This window comes from Sphingobacterium sp. R2 (genome assembly GCF_040760075.1).
GTDB lineage: Bacteria > Bacteroidota > Bacteroidia > Sphingobacteriales > Sphingobacteriaceae > Sphingobacterium.
Map to the genome: position 1 here is coordinate 1,157,721 of NZ_CP142884.1, position 17,902 is coordinate 1,175,622.

Below are 17,902 nucleotides of genomic sequence, written 5' to 3' on the forward strand. Positions count from 1 at the left end.
ATGGCTTTAGCTGGGAAAAATATTGTAATTGCTGTATGCGGCAGTATTGCCGCATACAAGATTGCACCCCTCATCCGCATGTTGATAAAAGCAGATGCCCAGATTAACGTAATTATGTCAAAAGAAGCCACGGCCTTTATCACGCCGCTTACACTTTCTACACTTTCCAAAAAACCAGTGCTTATTGATTATTACCAGCCAAATACCGGGGAATGGAATAATCATGTCGAAATCGCGCTATCTGCTGATTACATTTTAGTCGCTCCTGCAACAGCAAACACCATTTCCAAAATGGCTACTGGATTGTGCGACAACTTGCTAACAGCCGTATATCTATCAGCGAAGTGTCCGGTGCTATTCGCTCCGGCGATGGATTTAGATATGTGGAAACATCCCTCTACACAATCCAATATCAAAAAGCTAAGTTCTTACGGCAATATCTTAATTCCTCCGGAGAACGGGGAATTAGCTAGTGGATTGATAGGTGAAGGGCGCATGGCTGAGCCGGAAGAAATAATGGATTTTTTAGTTAAATTTTCAGACCGAGGGCTCCCTTTGTCGGGAAAGAAGGCTTTAGTATCTGCCGGCCCTACTTATGAAGCTATAGACCCAGTCCGCTTTATTGGCAATCATTCAAGTGGAAAAATGGGTTATGCCATCGCTGCGCAACTCAAAGAACTTGGAGCGGATGTCACCCTTATTTCAGGACCCAGCGCCCTGAAAAGTCCTCAAGGTATTCTTAAAATTTCAGTAACCTCAGCAGCCGATATGTTAGGTGCTTGTGAAGAACACTTCCAAACGGCGGATATTGTTGTGATGAGCGCTGCTGTAGCAGACTACACTCCCATTCATGTAGCCTCCCAAAAAATAAAAAAGAAAGAAAACAAATTCGCTATTGAACTGAAGAAAACAGTCGATATTCTGGCTACTTTAGGAGCTAAAAAGAATGAGCAACAACTGCTCATTGGATTTGCATTGGAAACCAATAACGAGTTGGAAAATGCCAAAGATAAATTGATTCGAAAAAACCTAGATTTTATCGTTCTCAATTCCATGCAGGATAAAGGAGCTGGCTTTGCCACCGACACAAATAAGGTTACTATAATTGAACGATCAGGGAATATCCATGAGTTTAGCCTAAAATCGAAAGAGGAAGTTGCCGAAGATATCTGCTCAATTATCGTCAGCCTTTCTTAGGCAAAACTTTTATAAGAAAGCACTCCCGAAACACTATTCGTACAGATGTACGAGCAGATCTTATAAATTTACAATTCGAAGTTCTTTTGGATAATAATTATTGATTCGGTTAGGTAATACCTTCATCCAGCCCAATCGCTGGCCTTGAAACCTTGCTATTGCCCATCCTTGGATACCAGCAAATGTATCCACAACGATATTCTCCTTTCTAAGGTAATTACGCGCGTCCTCAAGCGATAAGTCTACCGCCTTATACTCTACTAAATAATTACTCAAAGCCAATGCATGGCTCGGTATTAACTCTTTCCTATTGAGCTTACCCACATTAGTTCCTGCATTCTTGAGATAGAGTACATTTTGAAGATATTTTAGATCGTTTTCGTACATTTTTGGAAAAACATATATATCTTCATGATGAAGGAAGGTGTGCAAACTATCACTATTTGAAATCCAATCATTTAAAATCCCTTTGGGCACATCTGACTTTTCGGGTTTAATCCTTTTTCTATTAAACATTTCCTGTTCACCAACTTTCTTAAGAACAGCAATAAAAAAACCTTCCCCTCCTAATTTATGTGGATAAAACCGATAGCCGTGTCCGCGATGCTTCACAGAAAAAGTATGGTCAATTCCCCAATTATCTTCAACCGTTATTTCAACAGATTCAAAATCGCCGCTATCCAATAGCCAATCGACGATGTCTTCATTTTCCTCTGATGAATAAGAACAGGTCGAATAGAACAGATAGCCCCCCTCCTTCAAGGCTGTCAAACTTTCAGCCAAAATACGCTGTTGCCTTTCACTACAAAGTTTCACATTAGCTTCGGACCACTCCTCTATGGCATCGGCATCCTTTCTAAACATACCAGACCCAGAGCAAGGCGCGTCGACTACTATTAAATCGAAAAATCCAGGAAGACGATTAAAGGCAGCAGGATCATTATTTGTTGTTACTGTGTTAGCATTTCCCCATTTCATTAAATTATCCTGCAAAATTGTAACTCTGCTCTTAATAATTTCATTAGCAACCAAGAGCGAATCGGGATGGAGGCTGCTGTTTAATAACGTAGACTTTCCGCCGGGAGCGCCACATAAATCCAACGCCCGAACAGCATGTAGATTTAGCTTCAAACATTGAATAATATGATCTATAAACATGGAAGAGGCATCTTGCGGATAGTAAGCACCGGCATGAAATAAAGGATCTAATGTAAACACTGGACGATCTTGGAGATAATAAGCTGCATTACACCAAGGCACTTTACCCTTACTGTCAAATGGACATTCTTCCAGTTTATTTGGATTAAGGCGTATTGCCGTAGCCCGAATCCCCTCCTCATGTACTTTTATAAATGCGTTTTTATCAAATAACGGATTCACTCCTAATTTTTTCACTAAAGCATTCGGCAGAAAATTACTCATGTTGTCCTCATAGTTTGCGATAAAATTAAGATAAATAAAAATGAAGTCAAAATAAGTGGTAAATTACAAGAAAGCGTAACTTTGCATTATGAAAGAATTCAAGAAATATGCTATTATTCCTGCAACTCCAGAGGAGCTGTATCTCGCATTAACTACTGAAATTACGGCTCGTCTTTGGACAGGTGATCTGGTGTCCATAGACGCTACTGTTAATGGCGAATTCTCTCTATGGGACGGAGCTATTACTGGCCGGTTCTTGGAACTACAACCTTCGACAAAAATCGTACAGGAATGGTATTTTGGAGAAACAGACACTCCCTCTATCGTTACACTAAAACTGCATGAACATAAAAGAGGAACGTCCCTAGAAATTAGACAGACAAATATACCCGATGAAGATTTTGAAAACATCTCGGACGGTTGGGAAGATCCTTATATATCCTCATTAATTGATTTTTATACGGAGGAAGGGTAAACTCCTATACCCCACAATATCTTTTACTAGATTATTGGCGTTATAAATGACGCCAATAACCTAGTAAACTAAATATTCCCCAGCGATTTCCGATCCAGCTTTTTTTTTAACCTGACTTCATTGTATCTTTTTATATAATTTAGAAACAATTTGTAGCTATATTTTCGCTCAAGTAAGAATTCCTTTAAAATTATAGGTTCATCTTTTATTAATGCTGATAATGCTTTTGGCCCTTTTTTTCACATCATGACCTAGAATATCTTCCACAACATCATTCAATTCAATTCAATTATCTCTCCCGAACAGCGTTTAAGAACACACCAATATTTCGTTGTTGTGAAACCGATAAGAGCCCCGGATGTTCCCGCGTCAACTGCAAAGCTTGAACTTTTAAAATGATAAACCATCATTTGACCATCCTGAACCAGTTCAGCAAATTTCAATTCCCCCTGATTTTCCTTTATTTATCCGAAAAACCTGAGGCTTTGTATTTTTGACCTTTTCCAATCCTTTTCTATATAAGAAGGAGCGAATACGTTGTCTTTGCTTATTTGATAAACACGATAAACCTAGTTTAGAAAAAATTCCATTTGCTCATCCCCATCACTCCAAATTAATTTTCCATCTTTAACTGAAGAAACTCTTCCGTATAAGCTATCACCATTCATAAAAACAATACAATCCGCATACTCCTTTTTCTTTTGACCACACAGTGTTGTGGAAAATATAAGTATGAAAACAGCGGTCATCATTTGGCCCAACCTTAATAATTTATATCTTTTCATTACATAAGTTAGTACCCTCTAATAGACCATTCATTTTAATAAGCCACTTTATAAAATGTTACCATTACTTTCTTAGGATCGAATGTTAAACTTTTCCGCCCATCCCGAAAACCTTCACAAGATAACTTATATGAACTATTCTTAACCTATCCATTCTAACGTCCCGTAATACAGCCCATTCAACCATCTGCTGCGTTTAAATCGGACACGTCCAGAATAAAACGGATACTACAACAGACCAGGCCCTATCCAAACGAAAGAAGCCCTTGACTGTTTCCAGCAAGGGCTTCCGTGTAAAAAAAGGCACCGACCTACTCTCCCACCTGTTACGGCAATACCATCGGCTCTGGCGGGCTTGACTGCTCTGTTCGGAATGGGAAGAGGTAGACACCGCCGATATAGGCACCTAAAAATCTTTATTGGCTGCTATGGTATGATCAGTTATGAGCATATCCATGCCAATTGACATATATACTGAAAGAGTCACGTTTCTGTACGTTTCAAAAATTAAAGAGGAAGACAACAGTGTCTGTCTGCTTGAGAAAGCTTCGGGCTATTAGTACCACTTGGCTTTGGTCTCTCAACCTTTACACCTATGGCCTATCAACGTAGTCATCTCCTACGACCCTATAAGGAAGTCTCATCTCGTGGCTAGTTTCGCACTTAGATGCTTTCAGCGCTTATCTATTCCAGACGTAGCTACCCTGCCGTACACCTGGCGGCATAACAGGTTCACCAGAGGTCTGTCCAACCCGGTCCTCTCGTACTAAGGTCAGATCCACTCAAACTTCCAACGCCCACAACAGATAGGGACCGAACTGTCTCGCGACGTTCTGAACCCAGCTCGCGTGCCACTTTAATGGGCGAACAGCCCAACCCTTGGGACCTTCTCCAGCCCCAGGATGTGACGAGCCGACATCGAGGTGCCAAACCTCCCCGTCGATATGAGCTCTTGGGGGAGATCAGCCTGTTATCCCCAGCGTACCTTTTATCCTTTGAGCGATGGCCCTTCCATACAGAACCACCGGATCACTATGTCCGTCTTTCGACCCTGTTCGACTTGTCGGTCTCACAGTCAAGCAAGCTTATGCCATTGCACTCCGCGTACGGTTACCAAGCGTACTGAGCTTACCTTTGAAAGCCTCCGTTACCTTTTTGGAGGCGACCACCCCAGTCAAACTACCCACCAAACAATGTCCTCGGCATTGCCGAGTTAGAAACCGGATACAGAAAGGGCGGTATTTCAAGGTTGATTCCATGACTCCTGGCGAAGCCACTTCAACATCTCCCGCCTATCCTACACATCCTGTACCCAATCTCAATGTTAAGCTATAGTGAAGGTGCATGGGGTCTTTCCGTCCCGTTGCGGGTAATCGGCGTCTTCACCGATACCACAATTTCACCGAGCTCATGGCTGAGACAGCGCCCAGATCGTTACACCATTCGTGCAGGTCGGAACTTACCCGACAAGGAATTTCGCTACCTTAGGACCGTTATAGTTACGGCCGCCGTTTACTGGGGCTTCGATTCAATGCTTCTCTTGCGATGACATCCCCTCTTAACCTTCCAGCACCGGGCAGGTGTCAGGCCTTATACTTCATCTTGCGATTTTGCAAAGCCATATGTTTTTGTTAAACAGTCGCCTGGGCCTTTTCACTGCGGCTGCTCTTTCGAGACAGCGCCCCTTCTCCCGAAGTTACAGGGCCATTTTGCCGAGTTCCTTAGCCATGACTCACTCGAGCACCTTAGGATTCTCTCCTCGACCACCTGTGTCGGTTTGCGGTACGGGTCTTCATAACCTGAAGCTTAGCGGGTTTTCTTGGAAGTCTGTTTACCTGCTCTATCAGCGCCACCGGAGCTTTGCTGTACTATTGGGTTTCAGCTAGAGTTGCGGATTTGCCTACAACCCCAATACCTACGCCTTTCAACGAACTATTCCGTCAGTTCGCGGCAGTGTCACTACTCCGTCACCACATCGCAGTTATGAAGAGTACTGGAATATTAACCAGTTGTCCATCGGCTTGCCCCTTTCGGGTGCGCCTTAGGTCCCGACTGACCCTGATCCGATTAACGTTGATCAGGAAACCTTGGTCTTTCGGTGGGCGGGTTTCTCACCCGCCTTATCGTTACTTATGCCTACATTTGCTTTTCCATAACCTCCACACAGCATTACCACTGTGCTTCTCCGGCGATGGAATGCTCCCCTACCAGATGTACATCTTTCAGTGCAAATCCATAGCTTCGGTACCGTTCTTGATGCCCGTTTATTATCCACGCCCGGCCGCTCGACTAGTGAGCTGTTACGCACTCTTTAAATGAATGGCTGCTTCCAAGCCAACATCCTAGCTGTCTGGGCAACCGGACCTCGTTAGTTCAACTTAGAACGAATTTGGGGACCTTAGCTGATGGTCTGGGTTCTTTCCCTCTCGGCCTTGGACCTTAGCACCCAAAGCCTCACTGCCGGCTATATTTGATAGCATTCGGAGTTCGTCTGGATTTGGTAGGATTTGACTCCCCCGCACCCAATCGGTAGCTCTACCTCTATCAAACTCTACGCCGACGCTGTTCCTAAAAACATTTCGGGGAGTACGAGCTATTTCCCAGTTTGATTGGCCTTTCACCCCTACCCTCAGGTCATCCGGAAACTTTTCAACGTTTATCGGTTCGGTCCTCCATTACATGTTACTGCAACTTCAACCTGCCCAAGGGTAGATCACAAGGTTTCGCGTCTACCTCATCTGACTATCCGCCCTATTAAGACTCGCTTTCGCTTCGGCTGCGTCCCTGAAGGACTTAACCTTGCCAGACAAGAGTAACTCGTAGGCTCATTATGCAAAAGGCACGCTGTCACAGAACTCGTCTGCTCCAACCGCTTGTAAGCACACGGTTTCAGGTTCTTTTCACTCCCCTGTTCGGGGTTCTTTTCACCTTTCCCTCACGGTACTGGTTCACTATCGGTCTCTCAGGAGTATTTAGCCTTACCAGATGGTGCTGGTGGATTCCCACAGGATTTCTCCGGTCCCGCGGTACTCAGGATACCACTATGTCAACATTCTTTACCTGTACGGGGCTCTCACCCTTGTCGCGCAGTTTCCCACCTGCTTCCAGTTCATAGCATTGTACAATCTCGTGGTCCTACAACCCCGTCTATGCCGTAACATAAACGGTTTGGGCTCTTTCCCGTTCGCTCGCCACTACTTGGGAAATCATTGTTATTTTCTTCTCCTACGCCTACTTAGATGTTTCAGTTCAGCGCGTTCGCGTTTTATACGGCTATTCTTCAAATAGCCAGGTTGCCCCATTCGGAAATCTACGGATCACGTCGCATTTGCCAATCCCCGCAGCTTATCGCAGCTTATCACGTCCTTCTTCGCCTCTGAGAGCCTAGGCATCCCCCGTGTGCCCTTATTTACTTTCTTCACCGGCATAGCCTTTTGCCACTATGCGGCTGCTTTTGATATATATACACCTATGCTACGTAAAGATTCGTTCGGCCTTGACCGAGGGTCTCCTCTCTACATCAGACACATACACGTATTGTCTCTATACTGTTGTCTTCTCTTGTAATTTTTTTTCTCTTTCAATATGTCAAAGAACTCTTTTTCCGGCTTTTTTTATGGAGCATCTGTCGATGTTCCTCCCGGAGATGTGGAGAATAACGGATTCGAACCGTTGACCCCCTGCGTGCAAGGCAGGTGCTCTAGCCAGCTGAGCTAATTCCCCTTTAATTTTCGTAGTCCCGAGCAGATTTGAACTGCTGACCCCTACATTATCAGTGTAGTGCTCTAACCAACTGAGCTACGGGACTAGCTATTTCCTGTTCATCTATCTCTCTCGGTCCTGCTCCCTTAGGGGCGGGCACTTTCTTCTGATGTTTTTCTTCTTTTGCAATCATATGTAACGTGACGAGTACCGATCCGCGATACTCTAGAAAGGAGGTATTCCAGCCGCACCTTCCGGTACGGCTACCTTGTTACGACTTAGCCCCAATTATCGGTTTTACCCTAACACGCTCCTTGCGGTAACATGCTTTAGGTACCCCCAACTTTCATGGCTTGACGGGCGGTGTGTACAAGGCCCGGGAACGTATTCACCGCGTCATTGCTGATACGCGATTACTAGCGAATCCAACTTCATGGGGTCGAGTTGCAGACCCCAATCCGAACTGTGAATGGCTTTTAGAGATTAGCATCATATTGCTATGTAGCTGCCCGCTGTACCATCCATTGTAGCACGTGTGTAGCCCCGGACGTAAGGGCCATGATGACTTGACGTCGTCCCCACCTTCCTCTCTGCTTGCGCAGGCAGTCTGTTTAGAGTCCCCACCACTACATGCTGGCAACTAAACATAGGGGTTGCGCTCGTTGCGGGACTTAACCCAACACCTCACGGCACGAGCTGACGACAGCCATGCAGCACCTAGTTTCGTGTCCCGAAGGACGGATGCGTCTCTGCATCCTTCACTAACTTTCAAGCCCGGGTAAGGTTCCTCGCGTATCATCGAATTAAACCACATGCTCCTCCGCTTGTGCGGGCCCCCGTCAATTCCTTTGAGTTTCACCCTTGCGGGCGTACTCCCCAGGTGGATAACTTAACGCTTTCGCTGGGACGCTGGCTGTCTATCGCCAACATCGAGTTATCATCGTTTAGGGCGTGGACTACCAGGGTATCTAATCCTGTTCGATCCCCACGCTTTCGTGCATCAGCGTCAATACCAGCTTAGTGAGCTGCCTTCGCAATCGGAGTTCTAAGACATATCTATGCATTTCACCGCTACTTGTCTTATTCCGCCCACTTCAAATGGATTCAAGCCCGTCAGTATCAAAGGCACTGCGATGGTTGAGCCACCGTATTTCACCCCTGACTTAACAGGCCGCCTACGCACCCTTTAAACCCAATAAATCCGGATAACGCTCGGATCCTCCGTATTACCGCGGCTGCTGGCACGGAGTTAGCCGATCCTTATTCTTCCAGTACATTCAGCCAGATACACGTATCTAGGTTTATTCCTGGACAAAAGCAGTTTACAACCCATAGGGCAGTCATCCTGCACGCGGCATGGCTGGTTCAGGCTTCCGCCCATTGACCAATATTCCTTACTGCTGCCTCCCGTAGGAGTCTGGTCCGTGTCTCAGTACCAGTGTGGGGGATTCTCCTCTCAGAGCCCCTAGACATCGTCGCCTTGGTAAGCCGTTACCCTACCAACTAGCTAATGTCACGCGAGCCCATCTCTATCCTATAAATATTTAATAATTTCCCGATGCCGGGAAATTATATTATGCGGTGTTAATCTCTCTTTCGAGAGGCTATCCCCCTGATAGAGGTAGGTTGCTCACGCGTTACGCACCCGTGCGCCACTCTCACCAGTGGTAGCAAGCTACCACCGGATCCCGTCCGACTTGCATGTATTAGGCCTGCCGCTAGCGTTCATCCTGAGCCAGGATCAAACTCTCCATTGTAAAATGAAGTTTTTGATTCCAACTATTTATAATAATCAGAATTCTTTTTTATATCTCTGATCTTGGATCGAATCGAACAATTACTTGAATTTGTTCATGACTTTCGTTTGTCTACTCGTCACGCTTACATGATTGTGTTTTCTTAAAGAACTTTGTCGCTTCAACTTCCGTATCCGCTTTATTCCGATGGCACCAGGCCGTCTTTATCTTTTTTGTTTTTCCCTCCGTTTCCGTTGGGACTGCAAAGGTAGAAATCTTTTTTGAACTTCCAAAAACTTTTTGAAGTTTTTTTTTCGCTTTTTTCGATTTCCGCGTTTAAAATAAACCGGGCGGGATTTTAGATCCTGCCAGACTTCTCTTAAACCCTTCTTTTTTCAGGGTTCCTTCTCTCGAAGCAACCGTCCCTCCCTTGCGGAGTGGTGCAAAGATAGGAAGTTTACAAACAAACTTCCAAGCCTTTTGTTCTTATTTATTTCATTTTGGACATAACTCGCTGGAAGGATGGAAGATTATTTTTGGGAATCAGTCTCCCGGAGCGGAATTTAAGGGGCAGATGGCCGGTGAAAGGTTCTCCGGGCGGGGAGGCGGGCGGCCAGCAGCTGCGCTATACGACCTTGCTGGAGAAGTCGAAGTATGTGGAACACACGCGCCGGGGCTCATGACCGGTATCTTGCCCAGGTTGCATGCAGCAGGTAGCGCCGAGCTGAATGGCCCGGGAGGACGAAGCCGGTGGAAGGCGCACCGCGGCACTCCTGACCGGTATCTTGTGTAGGTTGCATGCCGTTGGCACCGCCGTGTTAGGCCGGCACCGCAGCATTGTAGGAGCAAATTGTATTACGTTCACTGGGCACTAAAGCGTGGTCTCGTGATTAGGTTGTATGCCGCAGGCAGCGCCGTGCTAAATGGCCTGCCGAATGCGTAATATAGGACGGCCTATCGAAGGCATCAAAGACGCTACCATGTTATAGCTTAGTTTAGGGTTTAGTTAGGGTTTAGTTAGGGTTTGTTTAGGTTTAGTATAGGTCTAACCCATACTAAACCTAACTTAAGGCTAAGCTATAGGTATACAAATTCTACATTAAGGAATAAGAGGAGTAGAATCGATAAAGCATTTAGTTGAAACATCGTACCTAACCTTAATGTGAGCAACCTCTCATCAAGCAAATGTATTATACGGAAATACTATTGGATTACCCATCTGACCATACCAATAATGTATTTATTATAGCGTATAGAATTAATCGCTACCTGAATAGCTCTTTTTTCTGTAAATTTGATGTAGGATAATAAATAATAAGGAGGTCTTATTTTTAAGAAATTAAAGATATTAGATACTTTTATTCGAAATAAAATCATATTGATCCATGATAGATTACGCTCAGCTTTTAAAACAGGTAGAAGAATATGCTGAAAATTATATTACAGAAAATATTTCAGTCTGCCACTGCTTCCATAATACGATACACACACGTTCCGTTGTGAGTGCGGCGGAGGAAATTTTGCGGTATTACCAATTAGGAGCGGAGGAGCACTTTATTGTTATTAGCGCAGCCTACTTTCATGATCTTGGGTATGTTCAATCCGACAATGCCATTGGCCATGAAAAGAGAAGTGTCGAAATTGCCTTGGAATTTCTGAGAGAAAAAGCTATACCGCAGGGTGTACAGGAAAAAATTAAAGGTTGTATTTTAGCAACTCGAATGCCTCAGGATCCAACAAACCTGCTTGAGCAAATTCTCTGCGATGCTGACTTATTTCATTTTGGAAGTGATGATTTTGTTACTAGAAATAAACTTATGAAAGCAGAAGCGGAAGCGGTGTTAGGAAAAGAGATTGACAAAGATGTATGGCGAGCCGGTACGATAAAACTCCTAATGAGCCATCATTACCATACTGAATATGCACAACAAAAGCTTAATGCCAAAAAGGAGATGAATTTAAAGGAACTGGAAAAAAAACAAGAGAAATCCATCAAGAAAAACAAAGAAGATAAGAAAGACAAAGAGAAAAGTGGCAAGCCTGAACGCGGAATAGAGACTATGTTCCGGATTACTTCATCAAACAATCAACGATTAAGTGATATGGCAGACAATAAGGCTAATATTTTATTAACCGTCAATTCTATTATCCTTTCCGTCGTGATTGCTGTCTTATTTCGGAAACTAGATGCCAACGAGCACCTTATTATCCCAACAATTATCTTAACAACGGCCGTGGTAGCAACCATGGTCATGGCAATATTGTCAACAATCCCCAAAATTCCCTCTGGTAAATTCTCAAAAGAGGAAATCGAACAAAAATCAGTCAATCTGCTCTTTTTTGGGAATTTTTACAAGATGAAACTCGACGACTACAACGAAGGCATGCAGAAGGTAATGGTCGATTCGGAATTTCTATATGGCATGCTTACCAAGGATGTTTATTCGCAAGGTGTGGTATTAGGCCGAAAATACAAACTTCTACGATACGCATATGGAGTTTTTATGTTTGGACTTGTGATATCAGTCGTTTCTTTTATCGGAGCCACCCTACTTTAATTTCCGATAAAGACCGTCTTAGTTCCTCATAATCAAAATTCATGTACTTTCTTTTATTTTATCCAAAAAGTCCAATGAATTCAATCATTAGCTTAAAATAGACCGACATCAAGTATCGATGTTTTCCCAAATAGACTGCTATAACAAAAAAAGTATACGGATGATGATGAAAGATCTTTATATAAACAGAGACATTAGCTGGTTGTCGTTTAATGATAGGGTTCTTGACCAAGCTGGTCGTCAAGAGGTCCCTCTATTGGAAAAACTGCAATTTCTAGCTATTTTTTCATCCAATCTGGATGAATTTTATCGCGTTAGAATGCCTGTACTGATGGCTGGAAAAAAAATAATAAAACAAAATCCGCAAGAGCTCATCCCTAACATAGACATCGCTACATATAAAAAAGCGTCAAAATTCATACACAAACAACAGGAAAAATTCGGGCTCTTACTCACTGATATTATTCAAGAATTAGCGAAAGAAAGTATATTTTTTATTTACAACCAAGCTATTCCCGAAGAAATAAAGGGCCTAACTGCACACTATTTTTTCAATACAATTGCTTCCTATCTGCAAATTATCCCGATCGATGATACGTCATTTTTTCCAGACAATAATCAGCTATACTTCGTCGTTGAGGATGAAAATACAGGAGCAGTAACATTTCTAAATATCCCATCAAACTATATTGGTCGATTTTTTACCTGCGAGACCAACAACGGCAAATATGTTGTCCTAATAGATGATATAATCAAAGCATTTCTGCCCATGGCTATACGAAATTTATCATTAAGTTTCTATTCCTTTAAAATCACAAGAGATGCCGAGTTAAATCTTCAAGACGAATTTGAAGGCGATATTGCACAGAAAATCGAATCGGAGGTCAACAAACGTGATCTTGGCTATGCGACGCGCTTTCTCTATCAACCTAATCTACCAGAGCGGCTAATTGAAAGACTTGCAGCCTTATTCGACCTACGGAAAAGTAGCATTGTTGAAGGCGGAAACTACCACAACTTGAAGGACCTCTTCTCATTCCCAATTAAAATAGAGAACCTTTTGTATCCGAAACAACTACAAATCAATACCGATAACAATTTCGAAGAATCTATCTTTGATCAAATAGACCGGGAAGATATGTTGATCTGTACTCCCTATGAATCGTTCGACCCCATACTGCGTTTTTTTAACGAGGCTGCGATAGATCCAACCGTAGACGAGATTTATACGACTTTATACCGTATAGCAGGCGATTCGCGTATTGCACAAGCATTAGCTACCGCAGCGAAAAATGGAAAACAGGTCAATGTATTTGTAGAATTGAAAGCGCGCTTTGATGAAGCTAATAATATACATTGGTCTCGACTGATGAAAGAAAACGGCGTAAAAATCACCTACAGTATCCCAAACTTAAAAGTTCACGCCAAAATAGCACTGGTCAAACGTCAGGCAGGCCGACAAAGTGCTTTACTGGGTACGGGAAATCTAAATGAAAAAACAGCTAAGGTTTATACAGACTATTTCCTTATCACTTCTCATAAGCTGCTGACCTACGAATTAAATTTGCTATTTGAGTTTCTTCCGGCACGAAGGAAACCCCACAACCCAAATGAACTATCATTTGACCATCTACTAGTAGCACAGTTCAACCTCAAGCTTACGTTTTTAGAGCTGATTGACCAAGCCATCCATGCAGCTCAAGCTGGAGCTCCAGCAACAATAAAAATTAAATTAAACAATCTGGAAGAAGAATCGTTAATCAACAAATTATATGAAGCGAGCAGGGCAGGGGTAAAGCTAGAGTTGTTGATCAGGGGTATCTGCAGACTAAAACCGCAGGTACCGGGACTAAGTGAAAACATCACCGTGAAAAGGATTGTAGGAAGATATTTAGAACACGGAAGAATATTTATTTTTCAATATCCGACCCAAACGCTCGTTTATCTCGGCTCATCAGACTGGATGAACCGCAACATTTACCGCCGTATAGAAACTTGCTTTCCGCTGCTTGATCCGGCATTGGCACGTCAAATACAAGAGATGTTTGATATCCAGTTTTCGGACGACACCGAAGCTACATCACTGAATGACAAGGGGCAAAACCAAGCGATAGAAACACAGCATAAAAATGTTTCGCAACAGCAAATCCCTGATTATTTAAAAGCTAAAATGGAACAGTGTACCTATTCAATTAGGTAATTCATAATAACATACGTAATTTGAAAGTCCGAGACTAAAAACATGGTATCTAAATTTGTTCTGAAAGGCCCCCGAATGCATCAAATGAAAACATACTAATAGAAATATGAAAAAAACCACCCTACATACAACTGCTATCTTAAGTCTATTATCGGCTATTTTACTTGCCTGCAACCCAAATAATACAACCAAAGAAAACAGCAACAAACTAGCTTATGTTCAAGCTGAAAAATCACTAAGCATTCCCTACACATTATCTTCGGGCAGCAAGATGAGTTTACCTAACGAATTACTGGAAATATCAGGGATCACCTTTCTTCCGGGGCAGGATGATGATATTTATGCCATTCAGGATGAACAGGGCTTTCTATATAAGTTTAACCAGCCCACACAAAAAGTCACCTTCACCCCTTTTGGGAAAGATGGCGACTATGAAGATATCTCGATAAGCAATACACATTTCTTTATCTTAAAGAGTAATGGCAGCATATATTCTTTTCCTATTGCAGAAAAGGATAATATAAAAAATGTTTTCGAACAGAAGAATTTACTTCCAAAAGGAGAATACGAAGGGCTTTTTATCGATCGCGAAAGTAACCAGGCATATGTATTATGTAAGGAATGCAAGGTCGATAGAAAGCAGCCACAAACCTCTGGATACATCTTTTCAATTGACGAAAACAGTCAATTCCAGCCGAAAGGAGAATTTTCAATTCAGCTTGATGAGCTTCGTGCTTTTGATACTAAAATCAAAAAGACCTTTAAACCATCAGCTTTAGCAAAAAAAGCGGATAGTAAAGAGTGGTACATCTTATCTTCGGTAGACAAAGCTCTTGTTGTGACGGATGAGAATTTTCGTGTAAAATCGCTCTTTCCATTAGACCGGAAGATCTTTCCTCAACCCGAAGGTATTAACTTTGATTCTAAACTGAATCTTTATGTCAGCAGCGAAGCTGGCAATCAGGATAAAGGGATCATTTATAAATTTGAAAAACAATAGGCATGCAAAAGGTCGTACCATTCTTTCTTATTTTTCTTGTTAGTCATGCTTATTCACAGCAAAAGCATACAGGGTTGCATACGAATCAGGGCACACCCTTTGCTCAAACCTTCATTAAGGACAGTATAAATGTCATAGCAAACGCAAAATATGGTAAAGCCAGTAAATTTAAAAAGTTCTTCCTCGGCGAAAACTACCGCAAAGAATGGGCTGCAGAAACCACTCTGCCCTTGATTCAACTTTCCACATTATATGGCGGTTTGCGTCCTGTTAAACAAGGCGGTGGGATGCAATCGGTTTCTTTAAGGCTAATAGATTCTATGGGAAGGGAATGGGCGCTGCGATCGGTCAATAAAAGAACTGAATCCCTTATACCGGAAGAATTACACGGTACCTTTGTGCAGGATGTATTGGATGACGCCACTAGTGCTCAGCATCCCTATTCCGCGCTGATGATCCCTGCCTTGGCCAATGCGGTAAACGTCGCACATGCTCATCCCATCATTGGCGTTGTAGCACAAGATAGTCTATTAGGCGAATATGCTCCGCTTTTTGAACATACAGTAGCTCTACTGGAGGAGCGTGAACCGCTCGGAGATTCAGACAATAGTCCTAAAACTGTGCGAAAGTTGCAGGAAGATAATGACGACAATTTTAAAGCCAAAGCGTACCTACGCGCAAGGATGTTGGATGTGCTGGTCAGTGATTGGGACCGACATGAGGATCAATGGCGATGGTACGATGAGAATCAGGATAGCACAGATCAGGATAAAGACTATATTCCTATTCCCCGCGATCGCGACCAGGCACTGCGTGTCACGCAAGGTTTTCTAATGAAAGACATCTATCAGCAATTCGTCAATCCAGTCATGCAAGGATTCACAACGGGCATTCCCGACATTCGCTATTCTCTTTTCAAATCCCGCTTCTTAAATGCTCATCCGAGCAACCAGCTCTCCCACAAGGAATGGACCAAAGAGGTGAAGCAATTTGTTACACGCCTCACAGATTCGGTGTTATGGCAATCCGTACACAGCCTCCCACAGTCGTCCATTACTATTCGTGGAGAACAAATCTTCAAAACACTTCAAAGCCGCCGTGATGCACTGCCCACTGCGATGGAAGAGTATTACAATTTTATCAATAACATTGTCGATATTCATCTCAGCGACAAAAACGAAAAAGTAGAAATATGGAGCACCGGAAGTAAAAACTTAAAAGTCAAAGTTTCGAAGATCAACAAAGTAGGCAAAGTCACCAAAACTTTGATGGACAAAACCTACAAAAATACCCTGACAAAAGAGATTCGCCTCTATTTAGGTGATGGAAAAGATTCTGTTTTCATCGACAATGCACAATCTCCCATCAAACTAAGAATTATAGGCGATAGCACACCAAAGACTTATACTATCAATCAGAGCAGATCAAGGATACAGCTTTACGAAAACACTAAAAATTCTGTTATGCTCGGTGAAAAGAAGAAAATAAAGCTTCATTATGCCCAAGATAGCATCAACACGCAATTTGTTCCGGTAAACCTCTACAATACCTGGCTTCCCTTGGTTACTGCAGGTTATAATGCAGACGACGGTATTTCCCTCGGACTCGGAGCAGCTTACACACATCAGCGTGGCTTTAGAAAAAGCCCCTTTAGCTATAGGCAACAGCTCACCGTAGCAACCGCCTTTCGCACCGGAGCATATAAAATTCACTATAGAGGCGAATGGACTGCTGCCGCCGGCGATGCTGATATAGTTATCGATGCCTTAGCGAAAGCTCCCGACAACACACAGAATTTCTTCGGCGTAGGAAATAACTCACCATTTTTAAAGGAGCAGTATGGTGCAAAATATTACCGAAGTAGATTTAATATCTTCAATATCAATCCACAGTTAAGATGGAAACCTTCATCCACGCTAAACGTTGCCGTAGGTCCACATATCCAATTTTATCACTTAGATCCTAATGAGAATGAAGATCGATTTATTCTAAATCCTCAGGCTTTACATTCTTACGATAGCTTGTCAATTACCAAAGACAAAGCTTTTGCAGGTATCAATGCTTTTTTAACACAAGACTCACGTAATCGAAAGATTAATCCAAGTAAGGGAATCTATATCAAAGCCGATTTGAATTCTTATTTTGGACTCAATCAGTATTCAAAAAATTCGGTGCAGTTAAATGCTGCTATCACTGGATATTTTAGTGTACTCCATGAAGGCATTATATTCGCCAACAGAACGGGCGGGGGAGCAGTTGTCGGAAATCCTACATTCTATCAATATTTATTTCTAGGCGGTCACGAAAACCTTAGAGGGTTTCGCCAATATCGATTTGCAGGACAGCAGATGCTTTATAATAATTTGGAGGCACGTCTTAAAATAAAGGATGTCAAGAGCTATGTTCTTCCGGGTGAATTCGGACTCATGGGCATGTACGACATTGGTAAAGTATGGGCAAAAGGCTATAATAGTGGTAAGTTTCATCAAGGTGTGGGCGGGGGCGTATATTATATCGTCGCAGATGCGCTTCCATTGCATTTTGTGATGACAAGATCGGATGAAGGCTGGTACCCTTATTTCAGTACAGGTTTCCGCTTCTAAAATTCTAAATCCATCATTCCGCTCTTTCCATTGGAACGAACCAAAAAAACAGCGTGTCAATGGTAATTTTTTTGCAAATGTATTTATCAGAAGATCTGAATGTTATCTATACATGCCATCTACGATACGGACACCATTGCGTGGATCATCGAACACTTATGATTAGGGGATGTACAAGACCTTACCAGCCTAAAAGCAATTTGCTTCAGGTGAATTTAACCTAT

At 42.8% G+C, this 17,902-nt stretch carries 9 protein-coding genes, 2 tRNA genes and 3 rRNA genes; 7 read left to right on the forward strand and 7 right to left on the reverse strand.

The window, feature by feature from the left end:
• Window positions 1-1,197 carry a bifunctional phosphopantothenoylcysteine decarboxylase/phosphopantothenate--cysteine ligase CoaBC gene (gene coaBC / locus VXM68_RS04805; protein WP_367210599.1) on the forward strand — a complete coding sequence of 399 codons (1,197 nt, stop codon included), beginning with the start codon at window positions 1-3 and terminating at the stop codon, window positions 1,195-1,197.
• A gap of 60 nt (window positions 1,198-1,257) precedes the next feature.
• On the opposite strand, the gene VXM68_RS04810 is transcribed toward coaBC, so the two are convergent.
• Window positions 1,258-2,619, reverse strand: coding sequence for an RNA methyltransferase (locus VXM68_RS04810; RefSeq protein ID WP_294186149.1), 1,362 nt, complete (start codon window positions 2,617-2,619; stop codon window positions 1,258-1,260).
• A gap of 88 nt (window positions 2,620-2,707) precedes the next feature.
• Here VXM68_RS04810 and VXM68_RS04815 point away from each other — a divergent pair, with 88 nt between their 5' ends.
• Window positions 2,708-3,094: an SRPBCC domain-containing protein gene (locus tag VXM68_RS04815; RefSeq protein ID WP_209582119.1), complete on the forward strand. Its 387-nt coding sequence runs from the start codon at window positions 2,708-2,710 to the stop codon at window positions 3,092-3,094.
• Window positions 3,095-3,663: 569 nt separating this feature from the next.
• On the opposite strand, the gene VXM68_RS04820 is transcribed toward VXM68_RS04815, so the two are convergent.
• The 6 genes from VXM68_RS04820 to VXM68_RS04845 all read right to left on the reverse strand — a co-directional run bounded on the left by VXM68_RS04820 (window position 3,664) and on the right by VXM68_RS04845 (window position 9,338).
• Window positions 3,664-3,879, reverse strand: a complete 216-nt coding sequence (locus tag VXM68_RS04820; RefSeq protein WP_367210600.1) for a hypothetical protein — start codon at window positions 3,877-3,879, stop codon at window positions 3,664-3,666.
• Between the two features lie 298 nt (window positions 3,880-4,177).
• Window positions 4,178-4,289 (reverse strand): 5S ribosomal RNA (rrf, locus tag VXM68_RS04825).
• 127 nt (window positions 4,290-4,416) lie between these two features.
• Window positions 4,417-7,298: ribosomal RNA gene (locus VXM68_RS04830) — 23S ribosomal RNA — on the reverse strand.
• 230 nt (window positions 7,299-7,528) lie between these two features.
• Window positions 7,529-7,602, reverse strand: a tRNA-Ala gene (locus tag VXM68_RS04835).
• An 11-nt stretch (window positions 7,603-7,613) separates the two neighbouring features.
• Window positions 7,614-7,687, reverse strand: a tRNA-Ile gene (locus tag VXM68_RS04840).
• 123 nt (window positions 7,688-7,810) lie between these two features.
• Window positions 7,811-9,338 (reverse strand): 16S ribosomal RNA (locus VXM68_RS04845).
• The 16S, 23S and 5S rRNA genes sit together here with 2 tRNA genes alongside, the layout of an rRNA operon.
• A 409-nt stretch (window positions 9,339-9,747) precedes the next feature.
• Here VXM68_RS04845 and VXM68_RS04850 point away from each other — a divergent pair.
• The 5 genes from VXM68_RS04850 (at window position 9,748) to VXM68_RS04870 (ending at window position 17,678) form a co-directional block, all read left to right on the forward strand.
• Window positions 9,748-10,110 carry a hypothetical protein gene (locus tag VXM68_RS04850; RefSeq protein ID WP_367210601.1) on the forward strand — a complete coding sequence of 121 codons (363 nt, stop codon included), beginning with the start codon at window positions 9,748-9,750 and terminating at the stop codon, window positions 10,108-10,110.
• A gap of 592 nt (window positions 10,111-10,702) precedes the next feature.
• Window positions 10,703-11,875 (forward strand): Pycsar system effector family protein, encoded by a 1,173-nt coding sequence (locus tag VXM68_RS04855; protein WP_367210602.1) that lies wholly within the window; start codon window positions 10,703-10,705, stop codon window positions 11,873-11,875.
• Window positions 11,876-12,035: 160 nt separating this feature from the next.
• Entirely contained in the window at window positions 12,036-14,075 is a 2,040-nt protein-coding gene (gene ppk1 / locus VXM68_RS04860; protein ID WP_367210603.1) for a polyphosphate kinase 1, read from the forward strand.
• A 106-nt stretch (window positions 14,076-14,181) separates the two neighbouring features.
• The gene (locus VXM68_RS04865; protein ID WP_293955822.1) at window positions 14,182-15,075 is read left to right on the forward strand and encodes an SdiA-regulated domain-containing protein; all 894 of its coding nucleotides are present in this window, start codon (window positions 14,182-14,184) and stop codon (window positions 15,073-15,075) included.
• A gap of 2 nt (window positions 15,076-15,077) precedes the next feature.
• Entirely contained in the window at window positions 15,078-17,678 is a 2,601-nt protein-coding gene (locus VXM68_RS04870; RefSeq protein ID WP_294185666.1) for a BamA/TamA family outer membrane protein, read from the forward strand.
• Window positions 17,679-17,902: the final 224 nt, after the last annotated feature.